General features: G+C 59.7%; 14 protein-coding genes. All 14 read right to left on the bottom strand.

Annotated elements, in window-relative coordinates:
- Positions 1-14: 14 nt before the first annotated feature.
- The 14 genes from fliJ to AAEZ06_RS16850 all read right to left on the bottom strand — a co-directional run bounded on the left by fliJ (position 15) and on the right by AAEZ06_RS16850 (position 14,950).
- The gene (fliJ, locus tag AAEZ06_RS16785) at positions 15-464 is read right to left on the bottom strand and encodes a flagellar export protein FliJ (protein ID WP_133099146.1); all 450 of its coding nucleotides are present in this window, start codon (positions 462-464) and stop codon (positions 15-17) included.
- A 3-nt stretch (positions 465-467) separates the two neighbouring features.
- The gene (gene fliI / locus AAEZ06_RS16790) at positions 468-1,826 is read right to left on the bottom strand and encodes a flagellar protein export ATPase FliI (RefSeq protein WP_149411385.1); all 1,359 of its coding nucleotides are present in this window, start codon (positions 1,824-1,826) and stop codon (positions 468-470) included.
- Complete coding sequence (fliH, locus tag AAEZ06_RS16795) at positions 1,816-2,592, bottom strand: flagellar assembly protein FliH (RefSeq protein ID WP_149411384.1); 777 nt, start codon at positions 2,590-2,592, stop codon at positions 1,816-1,818. The genes fliI and fliH overlap by 11 nt, the downstream gene beginning before the upstream one ends.
- Positions 2,593-2,602: 10 nt before the next feature.
- Positions 2,603-3,622, bottom strand: coding sequence for a flagellar motor switch protein FliG (gene fliG / locus AAEZ06_RS16800; protein ID WP_133099149.1), 1,020 nt, complete (start codon positions 3,620-3,622; stop codon positions 2,603-2,605).
- Positions 3,615-5,393, bottom strand: a complete 1,779-nt coding sequence (fliF, locus tag AAEZ06_RS16805; RefSeq protein WP_350615270.1) for a flagellar basal-body MS-ring/collar protein FliF — start codon at positions 5,391-5,393, stop codon at positions 3,615-3,617. The genes fliG and fliF overlap by 8 nt, the downstream gene beginning before the upstream one ends.
- 14 nt (positions 5,394-5,407) lie before the next feature.
- Entirely contained in the window at positions 5,408-5,737 is a 330-nt protein-coding gene (fliE, locus tag AAEZ06_RS16810) for a flagellar hook-basal body complex protein FliE (protein ID WP_133099151.1), read from the bottom strand.
- Positions 5,738-5,882: 145 nt separating this feature from the next.
- Positions 5,883-7,271, bottom strand: a complete 1,389-nt coding sequence (locus tag AAEZ06_RS16815; protein WP_350615272.1) for a sigma-54-dependent transcriptional regulator — start codon at positions 7,269-7,271, stop codon at positions 5,883-5,885.
- Positions 7,272-7,277: 6 nt separating this feature from the next.
- Entirely contained in the window at positions 7,278-8,483 is a 1,206-nt protein-coding gene (locus tag AAEZ06_RS16820) for a sensor histidine kinase (RefSeq protein WP_350615274.1), read from the bottom strand.
- 110 nt (positions 8,484-8,593) lie between these two features.
- Entirely contained in the window at positions 8,594-10,069 is a 1,476-nt protein-coding gene (locus AAEZ06_RS16825) for a sigma-54 dependent transcriptional regulator (protein ID WP_149411380.1), read from the bottom strand.
- 171 nt (positions 10,070-10,240) lie between these two features.
- On the bottom strand, positions 10,241-10,537 hold the full coding sequence (fliT, locus tag AAEZ06_RS16830) for a flagellar protein FliT (RefSeq protein ID WP_149411379.1): 297 nt from the start codon (positions 10,535-10,537) through the stop codon (positions 10,241-10,243).
- 25 nt (positions 10,538-10,562) lie between these two features.
- Positions 10,563-10,952: a flagellar export chaperone FliS gene (fliS, locus tag AAEZ06_RS16835; protein ID WP_350615277.1), complete on the bottom strand. Its 390-nt coding sequence runs from the start codon at positions 10,950-10,952 to the stop codon at positions 10,563-10,565.
- A gap of 140 nt (positions 10,953-11,092) precedes the next feature.
- Complete coding sequence (gene fliD / locus AAEZ06_RS16840; RefSeq protein WP_350615279.1) at positions 11,093-12,457, bottom strand: flagellar filament capping protein FliD; 1,365 nt, start codon at positions 12,455-12,457, stop codon at positions 11,093-11,095.
- Between the two features lie 83 nt (positions 12,458-12,540).
- Positions 12,541-12,894 carry a flagellar protein FlaG gene (locus AAEZ06_RS16845; protein ID WP_350615281.1) on the bottom strand — a complete coding sequence of 118 codons (354 nt, stop codon included), beginning with the start codon at positions 12,892-12,894 and terminating at the stop codon, positions 12,541-12,543.
- A 73-nt stretch (positions 12,895-12,967) separates the two neighbouring features.
- Positions 12,968-14,950 (bottom strand): flagellin N-terminal helical domain-containing protein, encoded by a 1,983-nt coding sequence (locus AAEZ06_RS16850; protein WP_350615283.1) that lies wholly within the window; start codon positions 14,948-14,950, stop codon positions 12,968-12,970.
- Positions 14,951-15,324 lie beyond the last annotated feature (374 nt).

Consider the following 15,324-nt stretch of genomic DNA (forward strand, 5'->3'; position numbering starts at 1 on the left):
AGTCGGTGCAATAGCTAATAGACGTCTTGGCGCGGCAAGCGCTGGGACAATTCATCCAGCAGCTTCTGCTCGCGCTTGTCTTCCAGGGTGCGGGCTTCTTCGATGTAGCGCCGCACCAGCTTGCGCAGGCCTTCGACCCGGGCGTAGGCCTGTTGCCAGCCTTCGCGGGCCTTGTCGAGGTTGTTCTGGTGCCAGACCAGGCTTTGGCGCTGCTGGCCGACAGCCGTTTCCAGTTGGTTAAGGAAGTACTGGTAATTCATCAGCCACTGCCCGGAAACCCCGTGGCTGCCGCGGGCGATCCATTGCTGCTGGTATTCGCCGCGAAAGCGCTCCAGGTCGCCCAGCTTGCTTTCCGCCAGGCGCACCTGGCCCTGGAAATGCCCCAACCGCTGGACGGCGGTGCGTTCGGCGCTTTCGGCCATCTCCACCACTGGCGCCAGGCGGGCTGCGCGACTTGTAGCCACGGCTTAACCGCCGGGCGCAGGTGCGAACACCGACGCCAGGTGCCCTTCGCTCTCGGCCATGCTGATGTTGTCGTTGAGGCCCTGGCGCAGGTAGGTGACCAACTGCGGTTGCAGGGCAATCGCCAGGTCAGTCTCGCGATCACCGCCGGGCACGTAGGCGCCAACGCTGATCAGGTCGCGACTCTGCTGATAGCGCGACCACAATTGCTTGAACTGCTGGGCCCGGGCCATATGTTCAGGGCTGACCACCGACGGCATCACCCGACTGATGGACGCTTCGATGTCGATGGCCGGGTAGTGTCCTTCCTCCGCCAAGCGCCGGGACAACACGATGTGGCCGTCGAGCACGCCCCGGGCCGAGTCGGCTATTGGGTCCTGCTGGTCATCACCTTCGGACAGCACCGTGTAGAACGCCGTGATCGAACCACCACCGGCCTCGGCATTACCGGCGCGTTCCACCAGCTTGGGCAGCTTGGCGAACACCGATGGAGGATAACCCTTGGTGGCCGGCGGCTCGCCGATGGCCAGGGCGATTTCCCGCTGGGCCTGGGCGAAACGCGTGAGGGAGTCCATCAGTAACAGGACATTCTTGCCCTTGTCGCGAAAATATTCGGCGATACGCGTGCAGTACATCGCTGCGCGCAAGCGCATCAGCGGCGCATCATCCGCCGGCGAGGCAACCACCACGGAGCGCTTGAGGCCTTCTTCGCCGAGAATGTTCTCGATGAATTCCTTGACCTCGCGGCCCCGCTCACCGATCAGCCCGACCACGATAATGTCGGCCTCGGTAAAACGGGTCATCATGCCCAGCAGCACACTCTTGCCCACGCCGGTACCGGCGAACAGGCCCAGGCGCTGGCCGCGGCCCACCGTCAATAAACCGTTGATGCAGCGAATGCCCACGTCCAGCGGCTGGCTGATGGGGTTGCGCTTGAGGGGGTTGATGGTGGGACCGTCCATCGGCACCCAGTCTTCGGCTTTCATCCCGCCCTTACCGTCGAGGGCGCGACCGGCGCCGTCGAGTACCCGGCCAAGCATGCCCATGCCCATGGGCAAGCGGCCGGTGTCGGCCAATGGCACGACCCGCGCCCCGGGAGCGATACCGGCGAGACTGCCAACGGGCATCAGGAAAATCTTGTTGCCGGAGAAGCCCATCACTTCCGCCTCGACCTGCACCGGGTGATAGCTGTCGTCGTTGATCACCATGCAGCGGCTGCCCATGGCAGCGCGCAGGCCTTCGGCTTCCAGGGTCAGGCCGACCATGCGCAGCAGCCGACCTTCGAGGATTGGCTGGCCCGGCAATTCGGCGACTTCGACATAGCCGCCCAGGCGCTTGGCGAAGCTGGTGCGATCAAGGCGCATCAGAAGCGTCCAGGTCGTCGTTTAATTCAAGATGCAGATCAGCTGCCGCCGGGTGCAGCGCCTGCTCGTGCAACTGGTCAAAAAGTTTGGCCATGATCTGGCTGATACGCGTCTCGACGGTGGCATCGATACGGCTGTGTTCGGTCTCGACCCGGCAACCGCCCGGCTGCAGCGCGGCATCTTCAACGATGCGCCAGGTTTCCTCATGGCGTTCGCGCAGGCCTTTGACCTGCTCGAAATCCTGGGGATTGATGTACAGGCGCACATTGCCCACGCCCAACGGCAGCAACTTGAGGGCTTCGCGCATGACGCTTTCGATCTGGGTCGAGTCCATCTTCAGCTCGCGCTGGATCACCTGGCGAGTGATCTGTTCCACCAGGCCGACCATGGCCTTTTCGATCTGCGAATCCTGGTCGGCGATGGGCGCAAACAAGTTGCCCATCAACCGTTCCAGGCTGGCCAGCTTGGCGCTCAGGGCGGCGTCAGCTTCCTGGCGGACCTTGAGAGTGGTGCTATGGAAGCCTTCTTTCTCGCCGGTGGCAAAGCCTTCGTTGTAAGCCTCCTGACGAATGCTTTCCAGCTCTTCCAGGGTCAGTGGCTGGACTTCGTCCAGGGGCACTTCTTCCATTTCCACCGGGGTTTCTTCAACAGGTTCCGGCTCGGGCTCGGGCCGGTGCGGGTCGAAGCTGGGCAGCGACCAGACGTCAAACCCGCCGACATCCCGGGCGCGAATCAAATCACTGGGCGTCTCATCTTTGTTCGACATGTGCGGCGCCTTAGATCATTTCTTCGCCGCCCTTCCCGCCGAGAACGATTTCTCCGGCTTCGGCCATACGGCGGGCAATGGTGAGGATTTCCTTCTGCGCGGTTTCCACATCGCTGACGCGTACCGGGCCCTTGGCCTCCAGGTCGTCGCGCAACAGTTCGGATGCCCGCTTGGACATGTTCTTGAAGATCTTTTCCTTGACGCCCTCATCCGAGCCTTTAAGGGCAAGTACCAGCACATCGGAGGAGACTTCGCGCAGCAGCGCCTGGATGCCACGGTCGTCGACATCCGACAGGTTGTTGAAGACAAACATAAGGTCTTCGATCTGCACGGACAGGGTGTCGTCGATCTCGCGGATCGAGTCCATCAACTGGCCCTCGATGGAGCTGTCGAGGAAGTTCATGATGTCCGCCGCACGCTTGATGCCACCCAGGGTGGTGCGCGAGGCGTTGGAGTTGCCCGAGAATTGCTTCTCGAGAATGGTGTTCAGCTCTTTCAAGGCCGCCGGTTGCACGGTGTTCAACGACGAGACCCGCAGGATGATGTCCAGACGTACCTTGTGGTCGAAATGACCAAGCACTTCGCCAGCCTGGTCCGGGTCCAGATACGCCACGACAATGGCCTGGATCTGCGGGTGTTCGTAGCGGATCACGTCCGCCACGGCACGGGGTTCCATCCACTTCAGGCTGTCGAGGCCGCTGGTGTTGCCGCCCAGCAGGATGCGGTCGATCAGGCCGTTGGCCTTGTCCTCGCCGAGGGCTGAGGTGAGCATCTTGCGAATATAGCTGTCGGAACCGACGCCCAGGCTGGTCTGGTCGCCGACGATCTCGACGAACTCGCTCATCACCTGTTCGACCTGCTCGCGGTGCACATTGCGCATTTGCGCCATGGCCACGCCAACACGCTGAACCTCTTTGGGCCCCATATGTCGCAGCACTTGGGCGGCGTCGGTTTCCCCCAGGGACAGCAGCAGCACGGCGGCTTTGTCGACCTTGGAGAGTTTGGCTACAGCAGCTCGACTATCACTCATCTGCGTTAATCCACTCTTTCACGACCTGGGCCACACGACCCGGATCTTCTGCCACCAAACTCTTGATTGCGTTCAACTGTGCGTCATAGCCTTCGCTCGGGCTAGGCAGCAAGATGCTTTGCGGGCCGCCGAGGCTGACTCGGTCGTTGGCCAGTTCACCATCCAGGCCGCCCATGCCACCCAACTCGACATCGCTACCGCCAAAGGGTGCCAGTTGCTTCTTGCCGTGGCCGGTGATGTTGTTGAGCACCGGGCGCAGCACGCCGAACACCAGCACCAGGATGAACAGCACACCCAGTACTTGTTTGACGATATCCCAGAACCATGGCATCGAGTAGAACGGGGTCTCAGCGATCACTTCACCGCGCTCCAGGGAGAACGGCATGTTGATCACGCTGACGCTGTCGCCACGGCTGGCATCAAAGCCCACGGCGTCCTGCACCAGGCGGGTGAAGCGCGCCAATTCGTCGGTGCTCCACGGTGCGCGGCTGGTTTCGCCGTTGGCGGCGTTGATCTTGACCTGATCATCCACCACCACCGACACCGACAGGCGATTCAAGCGACCTTGTTGCTGCTTGGTGTGGCTAATGGAACGGTCCAGCTCGAAGTTCTTGGTGGACTGTTGACGTTTGTCCGCAGGGTACGGCGCAAGCATCGGCTGGCCGGTGGCTGGGTCCATAATCTGCTGGCCGTTGGCGTCGAGCAGCGGCTGGCCGGGCTGGATCGCGGCAGCGGTAGCCGCAGCACCACCTGTGGTTTGCGGGGCCGAAGCCGGGGCTGGCGGCTGATTGCTCAGGGCGCCGGGCACGCCTTGCGGGCCACTGCTGGCGGTGCGTTGTTCGCTGGTCGATTGCTCACTGCGCAGCGCCGGCTGGTCCGGGTTGAACTGCTCGGACGTCGACTCGATCGCGCTGAAGTCCACGTCGGCGGACACTTCAGCCTTGTAGCGATCATTGCCCAACACCGGTTGCAGGATGTTATGCACCCGCTGGGTCAGCATGCTTTCCATACGACGACTGTAGTCGAACTGCTTGCCGGCCATGGTCAGTGCGGAGTTTTCCGCCTGGTCGGAGAGCAGGTTGCCCTTCTGGTCGACCACGGTGATTTGCGACTTGCTCAACTCGGGAACGCTGGTGGCCACCAGGTTGATGATCGCCAGGACCTGGCCAGGCTCAAGGGAGCGGCCGGAAAACAGCTCAACCAAGACCGAGGCGCTGGGTTTGCGTTCATCGCGCACAAACACCGAGCTTTTCGGAATCGCCAGGTGCACGCGGGCACCCTTGACATTATTCAGGCTGGAGATGGTGCGTGCCAGCTCGCCTTCCAGGCCACGACGGTAGCGGGTGGCTTCCATAAACTGGCTGGTACCCAGGCCCTGGTCCTTGTCGAGGATTTCAAAACCGATATTGCCGTCGGTGGGGGTGACGCCGGCTGCCGCCAGTTTCATCCGCGCACGGGATACGTCATCGGCTTTTACCAGCAACGCGCCGGAATTGGGCTCGACGGTGTAGGCGATGTCGGCGGTGGCCAGGGTTTCCATGATCTGCTTGGCGTCCATACCCGCCAGGCTGCCGTAGAGCGGCCGGTAATCGGGTTGCTGGGACCACAGCACCACGGCAAAACCAATCGCCACGCTGGCAGCCAGGCCGACCATCAGGCCTACCTGACGCAACATGGTCATCTCGGAAAGGTTTTCCAGGAACGACAGGCCAAACAGCGGCGGTTTGCCGTCTGTCTTAGCGGGTGCGTTATCCACGACTGCTTCTGCCATGACTCAAATCGTCCTTAAACCGGCATCTGCATGATGTCTTGATAGGCCTGAACCAGCTTGTTGCGCACCTGGGTCAAGGCCTGGAAGGAAACGCTGGCCTTTTGCGAGGCGATCATCACGTCGGTCAGGTCCACGCCGCTCTTGCCGATCTCGAAGGCAGTCGCCAATTGGCTGGAAGCCTGTTGGGTATCGCTGACCTTGTTGATGGCTTGACCGAGCATGTCGGCAAAGTTGCTCTTGCCCAATTCCGGCACTTGCGTGACGGATTTCGAGCTAGCCATGGCATCCATTTGCATGGAGCGCATATCCAACATCAACCGATTGAACTCAACACCTTGGCTCATGAACTTCTCTCTCCGACGGCCCGCAATTTTTTGACACTACGTCTGCGGTTAGTAGGGTGGTAGCAACAAGGGTGCCAGCTCCGTGGCTACCTGTAAGAAAAGACGACTAATCCTGTCGCCCCCAAGGTTTTCATGTGGGGAATTTTCAGGTGGCGAAAAGGTAGGCTTCCACGTCCATCCCGGCATCGCGCATTTGCGCCAGCTTGTAGCGCAAGGTCCGCGGGCTGATGCCCAGCCGCTCGGCAGCCTCTTTGCGACGGCCGCGCTCGGAGCGCAGGGTGTCGATGATCATCTGGAATTCGCGGCGGCGCAGGTCGTCGCCCAATGCGCCAGCCGATTCGGCGGGAGCGGCTTCAACCGGCGGGACAGCCAGGCTGGGTAGCGGCGCAGCGCCACTGCTGCTGTTACCCAACACCAGGCAAAAGTCCTGAGGCTGGATCAAGCCGCCCTGCTGCAAAATCAATGCACGCTGGATCGCATTGTCCAGCTCGCGCACATTGCCCGGCCACGGATAGCTGATCAGGCACGCCTGGGCTTCGGCCGACAACCGCGCCTGGGCATGCTTCATTTTATTAACGTACTTGCTCAGCAGACGCTCGGCCAGCGGGATGATATCCGCCGGGCGCTCGCGCAAAGGGCGCCAGGCCAGAGGGAACACCGAGAGCCGGTAGAACAAGTCTTCACGAAAGCGCCCCGCCGCCACTTCGCCCGACAGATCACGGTTGGTGGTGGCGACCACGCGGATATCCAGCTGAATCGGCTTGCGTGCGCCGACCCGCTCCACTTCGCGTTCCTGCAGCACCCGCAGCAACTTGGCTTGCAGGCCCAGGGGCATTTCCGAAATTTCATCGAGCAGGATGGTGCCGCCGTCGGCCTGTTCAAACTTGCCGGCTTGTGCAGCGATAGCACCGGTGAAGGAGCCTTTTTCATGGCCGAACAAGGTGGCTTCGAGCATGTTGTCGGGGATCGCCGCACAGTTGATGGCGATAAACGGCTGGCTGGCGCGGTGGGATTGCTGGTGGATATAACGCGCCAGCACTTCCTTGCCAGTGCCGGACTCGCCAGAGATCAGCACCGTGGAATCACTGCGCGCCACACGGGCCGCCAGTTCCAGCAATTGAGCACTGGCCGGTTCAAAGGCAATCGGGCCTTCACCATCGGCGGCACCGAGAGTGCCAAGGGCGTGACGGGCGACCAGTTCGATCAAGGCCTTGGGCTCGAAGGGTTTTACCAGGTAGTCCGCCGCGCCCTGACGCATGGCATCCACAGCGCGCTCGACGGCGCCGTGGGCAGTCATCAGCAGCACCGGCAATTGCGGTTGGCGGGCGCGCAACAGGCTGAGCAACTGGTGGCCGTCCATGCCCGGCATGTTGACGTCGCTAACCACCAGGCTAAAGGATTCGTGCTCTACAGCCTCCAAGGCTTCCTCGGCAGAACCGACCGCCCGGTAGTCATGGCCCGCCAACAACAGCGTGTCAGCCAATGCTTCACGCAGGGCGCGATCGTCTTCAACCAATAAAACCTTGATAGCCATTTACCTTTACTCCGCGCTTGGCGCGCTTGAAAACAGCGGCAGCGTCATCAGCGCACAGGTGCCGCGACCCAACCGGGAACGCAGCTGCAATTCTCCCTGATGCGCACGCGCCACTGCCTTGACCACGGTCAGGCCCAGGCCGGTACCGTTGGTTTTAGTGGTGAAAAAGGGCTCGCCCAGGCGTTGTAACACCAGCGGCTCGATCCCGCTGCCGCTGTCGCTGATACACAGCCGCAAGGTGCCGGCGCGGGTGTACAGGTGCACCTTGAGCCGCGCACCGGGGCCGCTGGCCTGGGTCGCGTTTTCAATCAAGTTGAGCAGCGCACCCACCAGCGTGTCGCGATTGCACAGCAACTCCCCCAGATGGCTGTCGCACTGCCAACGTACCGACACATCTTGAATATGGGTGGCCGCAGCGGCTTGCAGGGACTGCATCAGCGCCGACGGCGTGACGCGGTCGGTCAGCGGCAACTCGCCGCGGGCAAATACCAGCATGTCGCGCACCTGATGCTCAAGCTCGTGCAGACGCTCCTTGAGCCGACCGGCAAAACGCTGATGAGTGGCCGCCGGTAATTGCTCGTCAGTCAAATGACTGGCGTAGATCAGCGCGGCCGACAGCGGGGTACGAATCTGATGCGCCAGAGAAGCGACCATTCGCCCCAGGGACGACAGGCGTTCATGGCGCGCCAGTTGATCCTGCAGGTGACGGGTTTCAGTCAGGTCGTTGAGCAAGACCAATTGGCCGGGCTCGGCGTCCAGGGAACGGGTGGCGATGGACAGCCGGCGACCGTCCTTGAGGGAAATTTCATGACCGTCGTCTTCGCGCGGCGCAAAGCAGCGGGCAATGACATGGCGCCATAGCTCGCCTTCCAGTGGCAAACCCAGCAAGTCGCAGGCCGCCGGGTTGGCTTCACGCACGCGGCCCTGATCGTCAATGACGATAACGCCACCGGGCAACAGGTCGAGGAGGTTTTGCAGACGGTTGGCCAAGCGCTCTTTCTCGGCCAGCTCTGCCATGCGCTGGGCACTGACCACCGCCAACTCGCCTTTGAGCTCAGAAACCCGGGCCTCCAGCAGGCTGTAGGAATCGGTCAACTGACTGGACATCTGGCTGAACAGCGAGAACGCCTGCTCAAGCCCAAGCCGGCTGATCTGCTCTACGGAAGGCCCCTGAGTGTCAGGGACTGAAGATAGTTGGGCGACGTGGGGCATCGTGCTCTCTCGCTTGGCTGACCGTCAGTTAAACGGAACGTTGCGAGAGCTGTAGCAATACCCGTGCCTAAAAAAAACTACTTATATATCAATGCATTGAAAAACAGGCGTCAATCATCCGCCTGTTCATCACCTTCACGACGGCTCATGCCGTACTTGCGCATCTTCTCCACCAGGGTGGTGCGACGGATGCGCAGGCGCTCGGCGGCACGGGCAACGATACCATTGGCGTCGTCCAGCGCCTGTTGGATCAGCCCTTGTTCCAGGCTGCCGAGGTAGTCCTTCAAGTCCAGGCCTTCGGGCGGCAGCATGGCGGTGGCGCCGAAGTCCGGGGTGTGGCCGTTGATGGCCACCCGCTCTTCGAGATCGCTGCGCAGGCTGTCCACCAGTTGCTCGTCTTCGTCGTCGACGTAGCGGAATTTCTTCGGCAACTCGACCACGCCGATGACCCCATACGGGTGCATGATCGCCATGCGCTCCACCAGGTTGGCCAACTCGCGGACGTTGCCCGGCCAGCCGTGGCGGCACAGGGACATGATCGCCGCCGAGTTGAAACGGATGGAGCCGCGTTTTTCGTGCTCCATGCGCGAGATCAGCTCATTCATCAGCAACGGGATGTCTTCCACGCGCTCACGCAGGGGTGCCATCTCGATGGGGAATACGTTGAGGCGGTAGTACAGGTCTTCGCGGAAGCTGCCGACCTCGATCATGCTTTCGAGGTTCTTGTGGGTCGCGGCGATGATGCGCACGTCGGCATTCTGGGTCTTGTTGCTGCCCACGCGCTCGAAGGTGCGCTCTTGCAGGACTCGCAACAGCTTGACCTGCATCGGCAGCGGCATGTCGCCGATTTCGTCGAGGAACAGGGTGCCGCCATTGGCCAGTTCAAAACGCCCGGCACGGCTGGTGATCGCCCCGGTAAAGGCGCCCTTTTCGTGGCCGAACAGTTCGCTTTCCAGCAGCTCTGCAGGAATCGCCCCACAGTTGACCGGCACAAAAGGCCCGTCGCGGCGTTTGGAATGGTAATGCAGGTTTCGCGCGACCACTTCCTTGCCGGTACCCGACTCGCCGAGGATCAGTACGCTGGCATCGGTATCAGCCACTTGCTGCATCATCTGGCGCACATGCTGGATGGCACGGCTGGTGCCGACGAGGCTGCGGAACAGGTTGGGTTCGCGGTGACGTCCGCGCTCGCGGGCCTGGTCGTACATCTCGCGATAGACCTGGGCACGGTGCAGGGAGTCGAGCAATTTGCTGTAGCTGGGGGGCATTTCCAGGGTGGAAAGGACGCGGCGGCGCTGGTCTTCCGGAAGCTCGACAGAAGAAATATCACCCATTAGCAACACTGGAAGGAACTCATCCCAGGTTGAGAGTGTCTTTAACAAGCCCAGAATTGCGCCAGGAGCGTTTACCGTCCCGATCAGCACACAAATGACTTCACGGCTCGACGACAAAGAGCTGACCGCCTGCTGCCAATCGTGGCTGCCGCAGGGCAGATTTTCTTCGCCAAGAAAATTCAAGATCACCGCCAGGTCGCGGCGGCGAACGCTATCGTCATCGATCAGCAGAATTTTGGTTTCACGCCACATGCAATAACAACTTCCCTAGTAAAACTCAAATGCCCTCGATTCGGGGCAATCTAGATAGCTGTAGGCATTTTCTGCGCTACGGCCACCTGACGTCTGAAATAGCACTAGTTAAGTCAAAAAAATGTGCACAGTCAAATTTATGACGCGCTAGTTCGGATTAACTGAGCCAGATCAACCGAACAGATGGTAAACCTTTGACGCACTCTTCGCTCGATTGATCTGCGACATCTCTTCGAAAATCGCCTGGCGCTCCCCGGTCGTCACCTCAAGCAACTGCTGGTAAACCACCAGCAGGCTCTCCAGTTTTTCCCGCAGGGCATCCTCGTCGACCGGCGCCTCGCTGAGCACGTCGTCAATCACGTTACGGCAGCCCAGGTCCAGTTCGCCAATGGCGTCCCAGTTACGCTCTGCCAACGCGTCGATCAAGGCTTCGCGGGTTTCATCAATGCGTTGCAGTGCATGGCTCATGACGTGTACCTCAAGGCCTCAGGCCTTATTGTGTTGCGATGGCATCCCAGCCTTCTTTTACGGTAATCAGCAGACGAGCGACTTCGTCGATAATTTCCGGGTCGTTGCTCACATTGGCTTGCGCCAGGCGTGTATTCATATAGTCGTACAGGCTGGCGAGGCGCTGGATCGCGGCCGGGTCTTCAGCCTTCTCTTCATCCAGGCCCTGACGCAGGCCGGTAATGATGTCGATGGCCTTGGACATCAGCAGGCACTTTTGCGGGATATCGCCACGCGCCATTGCACCCTTGGCCTGGGCCAGACGCTCCAGGCCGCCTTCCATCAGCATCTGGATCAGGCGATGAGGACTGGCCTCGGACACCTGCGCATGGGAATTGACCTTCTGGTATTGGCGAAGGGCTCTCATAGGGTTCATGTTGTTACCTCAGTTACAGGCCACAGTCGAATAGGTTTGCTTAACCAGTTTTTCGACTGCACCGCAAAAAACTTTAATCCAGACTTCAAGACCCGGACCACCGGCATATGCTTTTTCGGGGCGTTAAACGCCTCGAAAAATCAGCTCGACTTCGGATTGTTCAACGAGTTGAGGGTGGTCATGATGCTGGAGCTGCTGGCGTTGATCTGGGCGATCATCGTATCCATCGCCGTGTACTTGGCGCTCAAGGATTTCTGCAAGGCCTCCATGCGCCGATCCAGGTCGGTCTTCTGGGTGGTCAGGTCGGTTAGCTTGGTGTTGAGGTCCGTTACCCGCGACGCCAGAGTGCCGGTGGTGCCGACATAGCTAGCAGTTGTCTTGTTCATGCGGGAAATCAAACCGGTATCACCGGTGAACAGCTTGGCAATATCGCCAGCACCTTTAACCACCGCCTTGTCCCACGTTTTGTCTTCCAGGCTCAGCAACCCGGTTTTCTGGTCGGTGGTGATACCCATCTGGGCCAGACTGCTGATGGTGCCCGCCCCCGATCCGTTGACCAGCTCACTGCGCAAGCTGGCAACCAACTGACGCATCGACGCATCGCCGGTCAAGGCGCCCGCCGTGGTAGTGGAGGCATCGCCCGTGGCGGTGACCTTGGTCTGGGTATTGATGGAGGTCATCAGGGCGTTGTAAGCGGTGACGAACGACTGCACCGAGGTCTTCAGCGTGTCGGTGTTGCTGGCCACGGTGATGGTGGTCGGTTTGTCCTTTTCAACAGCCACCAGATCCAGGGTCACACCACTGATGGCGGAAGTCACCTTGTTGCTGGTGGACTCCATCGCGATGTCGTCGATGGTGTACTTGGCGTTCTGCGCCGGCTTACCCGCGTCGTAACCGGTGGCCAGGTCCGAGTCACCGCTGAGGGTGATGTCGGTGCCTACGCCACTGGTGTTGGAGCCGATGACCAGACGTGCGCCATTGGCATCACTCAGCACGTTGGCGCTGATGCCTTGGGCGGAAAGCTGGGTATTGATGGATTCGCGCAACTGCTGCAGCGTCGCACCACCCGGAACCAGCACGTCGTAACTTTTACCCGACTGGTTAATGGTCAGCGTCTGAGTTTCATCGCTGGCATTGGCCTTGCCCGAAGCACCGCCCTCGATCACCTTGCTGGTGACTTTCGAAGAAGTTGCCAGGTCCGTGACCTGCACAGTGTATTTACCGCTGGACGCGCCTTCACCCAGGGTGACCTTGACGTTTTTTTCTTCAGAGGTAGTAGCGGCCAGCCCGTTGAACGAGGCCACGTTGTTCAACTTGGTGATCGCCGCCCGGTAAGTTTCCAGCGCGCTCTTCACCGAACCGACAGCCGACAGCTGGATGGTCGTGTCTTTTTGCTGAGCGGTGATCTGGGCCAGCTTGGGCGCCTGCTCAGCACCCACCAACGCCTTGACGATGGCTTGCGTGTCGTAGCCCGAACCTGGGCCGGAAATCGTTGAACTAGCCATTTGCTATTCTCCTTGCCCTGCGGCTGCCGCTTTATTGGCGTACTAACGCCCAAGCAGCAATCAGAAACATGTTTCGTGCCAACTCAAGCCTTTGCTTCAAACAGCAGGCTGCTGGCATCGCTCAGGTTCTGCGCCAGCTTCAGCGCGGTCTCCGATGGAATCTGTCGAATCACTTCACCGCTGTCGGTGGCGATGACTTTGACGACCACTTTGCCGGTGCTGTCATCGATGGAGAAGTCCAGGTTACGTTGGGTCGCCTGCACAAACTCACGAATATCGGTTACAGCCTTTTCCAGTGCCATGCGTTGCGGCTCCTCGGCGGAGGCCGGCTCAGTCTCAACCGCAGGCTTGGCCTGAGCAGTAGAGACATTATTGGCCTGATTGGCCGGGGTTGCGCCAGCCGGGTAAGACGCGTTCAGCTTGATGCTCATGTCCATTTCATCACCTCCAAACTGAAAAAACGGAAGGGCACGTATACGCGCCCTTCCGTTATTTAACCGCTAGCCGAGATTACTGAAGCAGCTTCAGTACAGCGGATGGCAGTTGGTTAGCCTGGGACAGGATCGCGGTGGAAGCCTGTTGCAGGGTTTGTTGCTTAGTCAGTTCAGCGGCTTCGGAAGCGAAGTCAGCGTCTTCTACACGGCCTTTGGCGGCAGTGGAGTTCTGCGAAATGCTCTGCAGGTTGGCCACGGTGCTGGCGAAACGGTTTTGCACCGCACCCAGCTGCGAACGCTGGCTGTCAATCTGCTGCATGGCATCGTCCAGAGCCTGAACTGCTTGCTGCGAAGTGGCAGACGACAGGATGTTCAAGTCAGAAACGGTGGTTTCCATGGTCACAGCAGCCTTGGTGCCAGCAGCGGAGACAGCTTTCAAGCCCAATGCTGCCAGACCGGTACCAGCGCTGCCGTCCTTGACGGTGATGTCTTTGTCAGCGAACAGATTCAGAGTACCGTCAGCGTTTTTGCTGGCGTTTACACCGGTGCTGGCGCTGTTGATCGAAGCCACGATCGCATCGGAGGTATCGCCCTTCTTGAACTTGACTTCAACACCGTTGACATCAATGGAGGTGTCGTCTTTCAACTTGGCTTGGGAAGTGCCAGCCGACAGGCCCAACTGAGACAGCGAGCCGCTGGAAGTATTGGCCAGCTTGATGTCTTTACCGTCGCCCGAAGTGAGGGTCACACGACCTTCTTTAACGGTTGCGGTAGCGCCTGTGCCTGCTGAAGCCGCGAGATCAGACAGTACGGTTTTCATTGTGGAAGCTGCAGTCCACGATACATCCTTGCCGTTAACAGTGATGGCACCAATGCTTCCCATTACCTCTTTATCCCATGCACCAGTGGTCGAAGCCGTCAAGCCAACCGTAGCCAGCTTGGCGGTAGCGCCACTAATGGTGATGTCTTTCATTGAGGTCAGGGTCAGAACACCAGTAGCGTTGGCAGTAGCTGTAACGCCGGTCTCAGCCGTTTTCTTGTTGATCTCGGTTACTGCTGCGTCACCAGCAGCCTTGCCAATAAGTGCAGCAGTCAGCGTGATGTCTGTACCGTTGATGGTGATTTGGTCGCCAGCGGTAGTCGCCGTGTTCGCAGCGCCCGTTACGCTAGCTTGTGGGGCCCTAGGTGTAGTACCAACCGCCAAGCCAGTCTTGGCCAGCATACCGGCAGTCGCTTCAGAAAGAACGATGTCACTCTTCGAAGTTAAGGTCAGAGCGCCGGTTGTAGCATCAGCAACAGCAGTAACGCCGGTAGTAGCCGTTGCACCGTTGATATCAGCAGCAGTGGCGATACCTGAAGCAGTACCAGCAGCACCACCAGTCAGGGTAATTTGTGTACCGTTGATGGTGATCTTGTCGGTGTTGGCAGTCAGCAGGGGCGCCGAACCCGTTACGCTAGCCTCCGGAGGCAATGGCAACACCGAACCTGTAGCAGTAGCGCTCAAACCAGCCAAGGCAGCACTGTTGACGGTAGCTTCGCTGAAGTTACCCTTCAGGCCAGTAGCGCTGATGTCAGTCATACCGAACGAGATGGTTTCGTTGGCGTTGGCGCCGATCTGGAAGCCAACGTTGTTGAACGAGCCATCCAGCAGGTTACGACCACCGAAAGTAGTGGTGTTGGAGATACGGGTCAGCTCGCCCACTTTCGCGGTGAACTCTTGCTGCAGGGAAACACGGTCAGCGTCGCTTTTATCACCGTTAGCAGACTGCAGGGCGAGTTCACGCAGACGCTGCAGCAGGTTGGTGGATTCTTGCATCGCGCCTTCAGCAGTCTGGGCGATGGAAACACCGTTGTTGGCGTTGGCGATGGCTACGTTCAAGCCTTTGACCTGGTTGCCCAGACGGTTGGCGATCTGCATGCCGGCGGCGTCGTCTTTGGCGCTGTTGATTTTCAGGCCGGAGGACAGACGGTTCATCGAAGTGCTCAAAGCGTCGGATGCTTTGTTCAGGTTCTTCTGGACGCCCAGGGAAGTGATGTTGGTGTTTACGGACATTGCCATGACGAAATCCTCGAGAGTTGGATACTGCGGCTTCCGGCCCTGGCAACCGCCGGGTGTGGCCTAGAGAACCTTCGTAATAGTTATCGTCGTGAATGCAGGTTGCTTGAGGTTTTTTTTGAAATTTTTTACTAGCCCCGTGCCATTCCTTGCAATTCAAGGCCTTACAGAGGCAGGAAAGCCCAGCATTCATAGGCTGCTGACACCTGCACCCCCTCTCAAGCCCGACTCTTGTGGCAAGCCCGTTTCCTGTGAGGAGCAGGCTGTTGTGGTAAGTGAGCGTGTTGTGGCGAGCGGGCTTGCCCGCGTTGGGCCGCGAAGCGGCCCTAAAACCAGCCACTGCAATCTTTTTGATAGATCGCAGCGACCTTAATTGG

The sequence above is a fragment of the Pseudomonas sp. HY7a-MNA-CIBAN-0227 genome, assembly GCF_040310325.1.
Classification (GTDB): Bacteria; Pseudomonadota; Gammaproteobacteria; order Pseudomonadales; family Pseudomonadaceae; genus Aquipseudomonas.

Excerpts from the sequence above, each read along its gene's own strand:
- fliI (WP_149411385.1), bottom strand. The coding sequence starts at position 1,826 with ATGCGCCTTGATCGCACCAGCTTCGCCAAGCGCCTGGGCGGCTATGTC.
- fliH (WP_149411384.1), bottom strand. The coding sequence starts at position 2,592 with ATGTCGAACAAAGATGAGACGCCCAGTGATTTGATTCGCGCCCGGGAT.
- fliG (WP_133099149.1), bottom strand. The coding sequence starts at position 3,622 with ATGAGTGATAGTCGAGCTGCTGTAGCCAAACTCTCCAAGGTCGACAAA.
- fliF (WP_350615270.1), bottom strand. The coding sequence starts at position 5,393 with ATGGCAGAAGCAGTCGTGGATAACGCACCCGCTAAGACAGACGGCAAA.
- fliE (WP_133099151.1), bottom strand. The coding sequence starts at position 5,737 with ATGAGCCAAGGTGTTGAGTTCAATCGGTTGATGTTGGATATGCGCTCC.
- AAEZ06_RS16815 (WP_350615272.1), bottom strand. The coding sequence starts at position 7,271 with ATGGCTATCAAGGTTTTATTGGTTGAAGACGATCGCGCCCTGCGTGAA.
- AAEZ06_RS16820 (WP_350615274.1), bottom strand. The coding sequence starts at position 8,483 with ATGCCCCACGTCGCCCAACTATCTTCAGTCCCTGACACTCAGGGGCCT.
- AAEZ06_RS16825 (WP_149411380.1), bottom strand. The coding sequence starts at position 10,069 with ATGTGGCGTGAAACCAAAATTCTGCTGATCGATGACGATAGCGTTCGC.
- fliT (WP_149411379.1), bottom strand. The coding sequence starts at position 10,537 with ATGAGCCATGCACTGCAACGCATTGATGAAACCCGCGAAGCCTTGATC.
- fliS (WP_350615277.1), bottom strand. The coding sequence starts at position 10,952 with ATGAACCCTATGAGAGCCCTTCGCCAATACCAGAAGGTCAATTCCCAT.
- fliD (WP_350615279.1), bottom strand. The coding sequence starts at position 12,457 with ATGGCTAGTTCAACGATTTCCGGCCCAGGTTCGGGCTACGACACGCAA.
- AAEZ06_RS16845 (WP_350615281.1), bottom strand. The coding sequence starts at position 12,894 with ATGGACATGAGCATCAAGCTGAACGCGTCTTACCCGGCTGGCGCAACC.
- AAEZ06_RS16850 (WP_350615283.1), bottom strand. The coding sequence starts at position 14,950 with ATGGCAATGTCCGTAAACACCAACATCACTTCCCTGGGCGTCCAGAAG.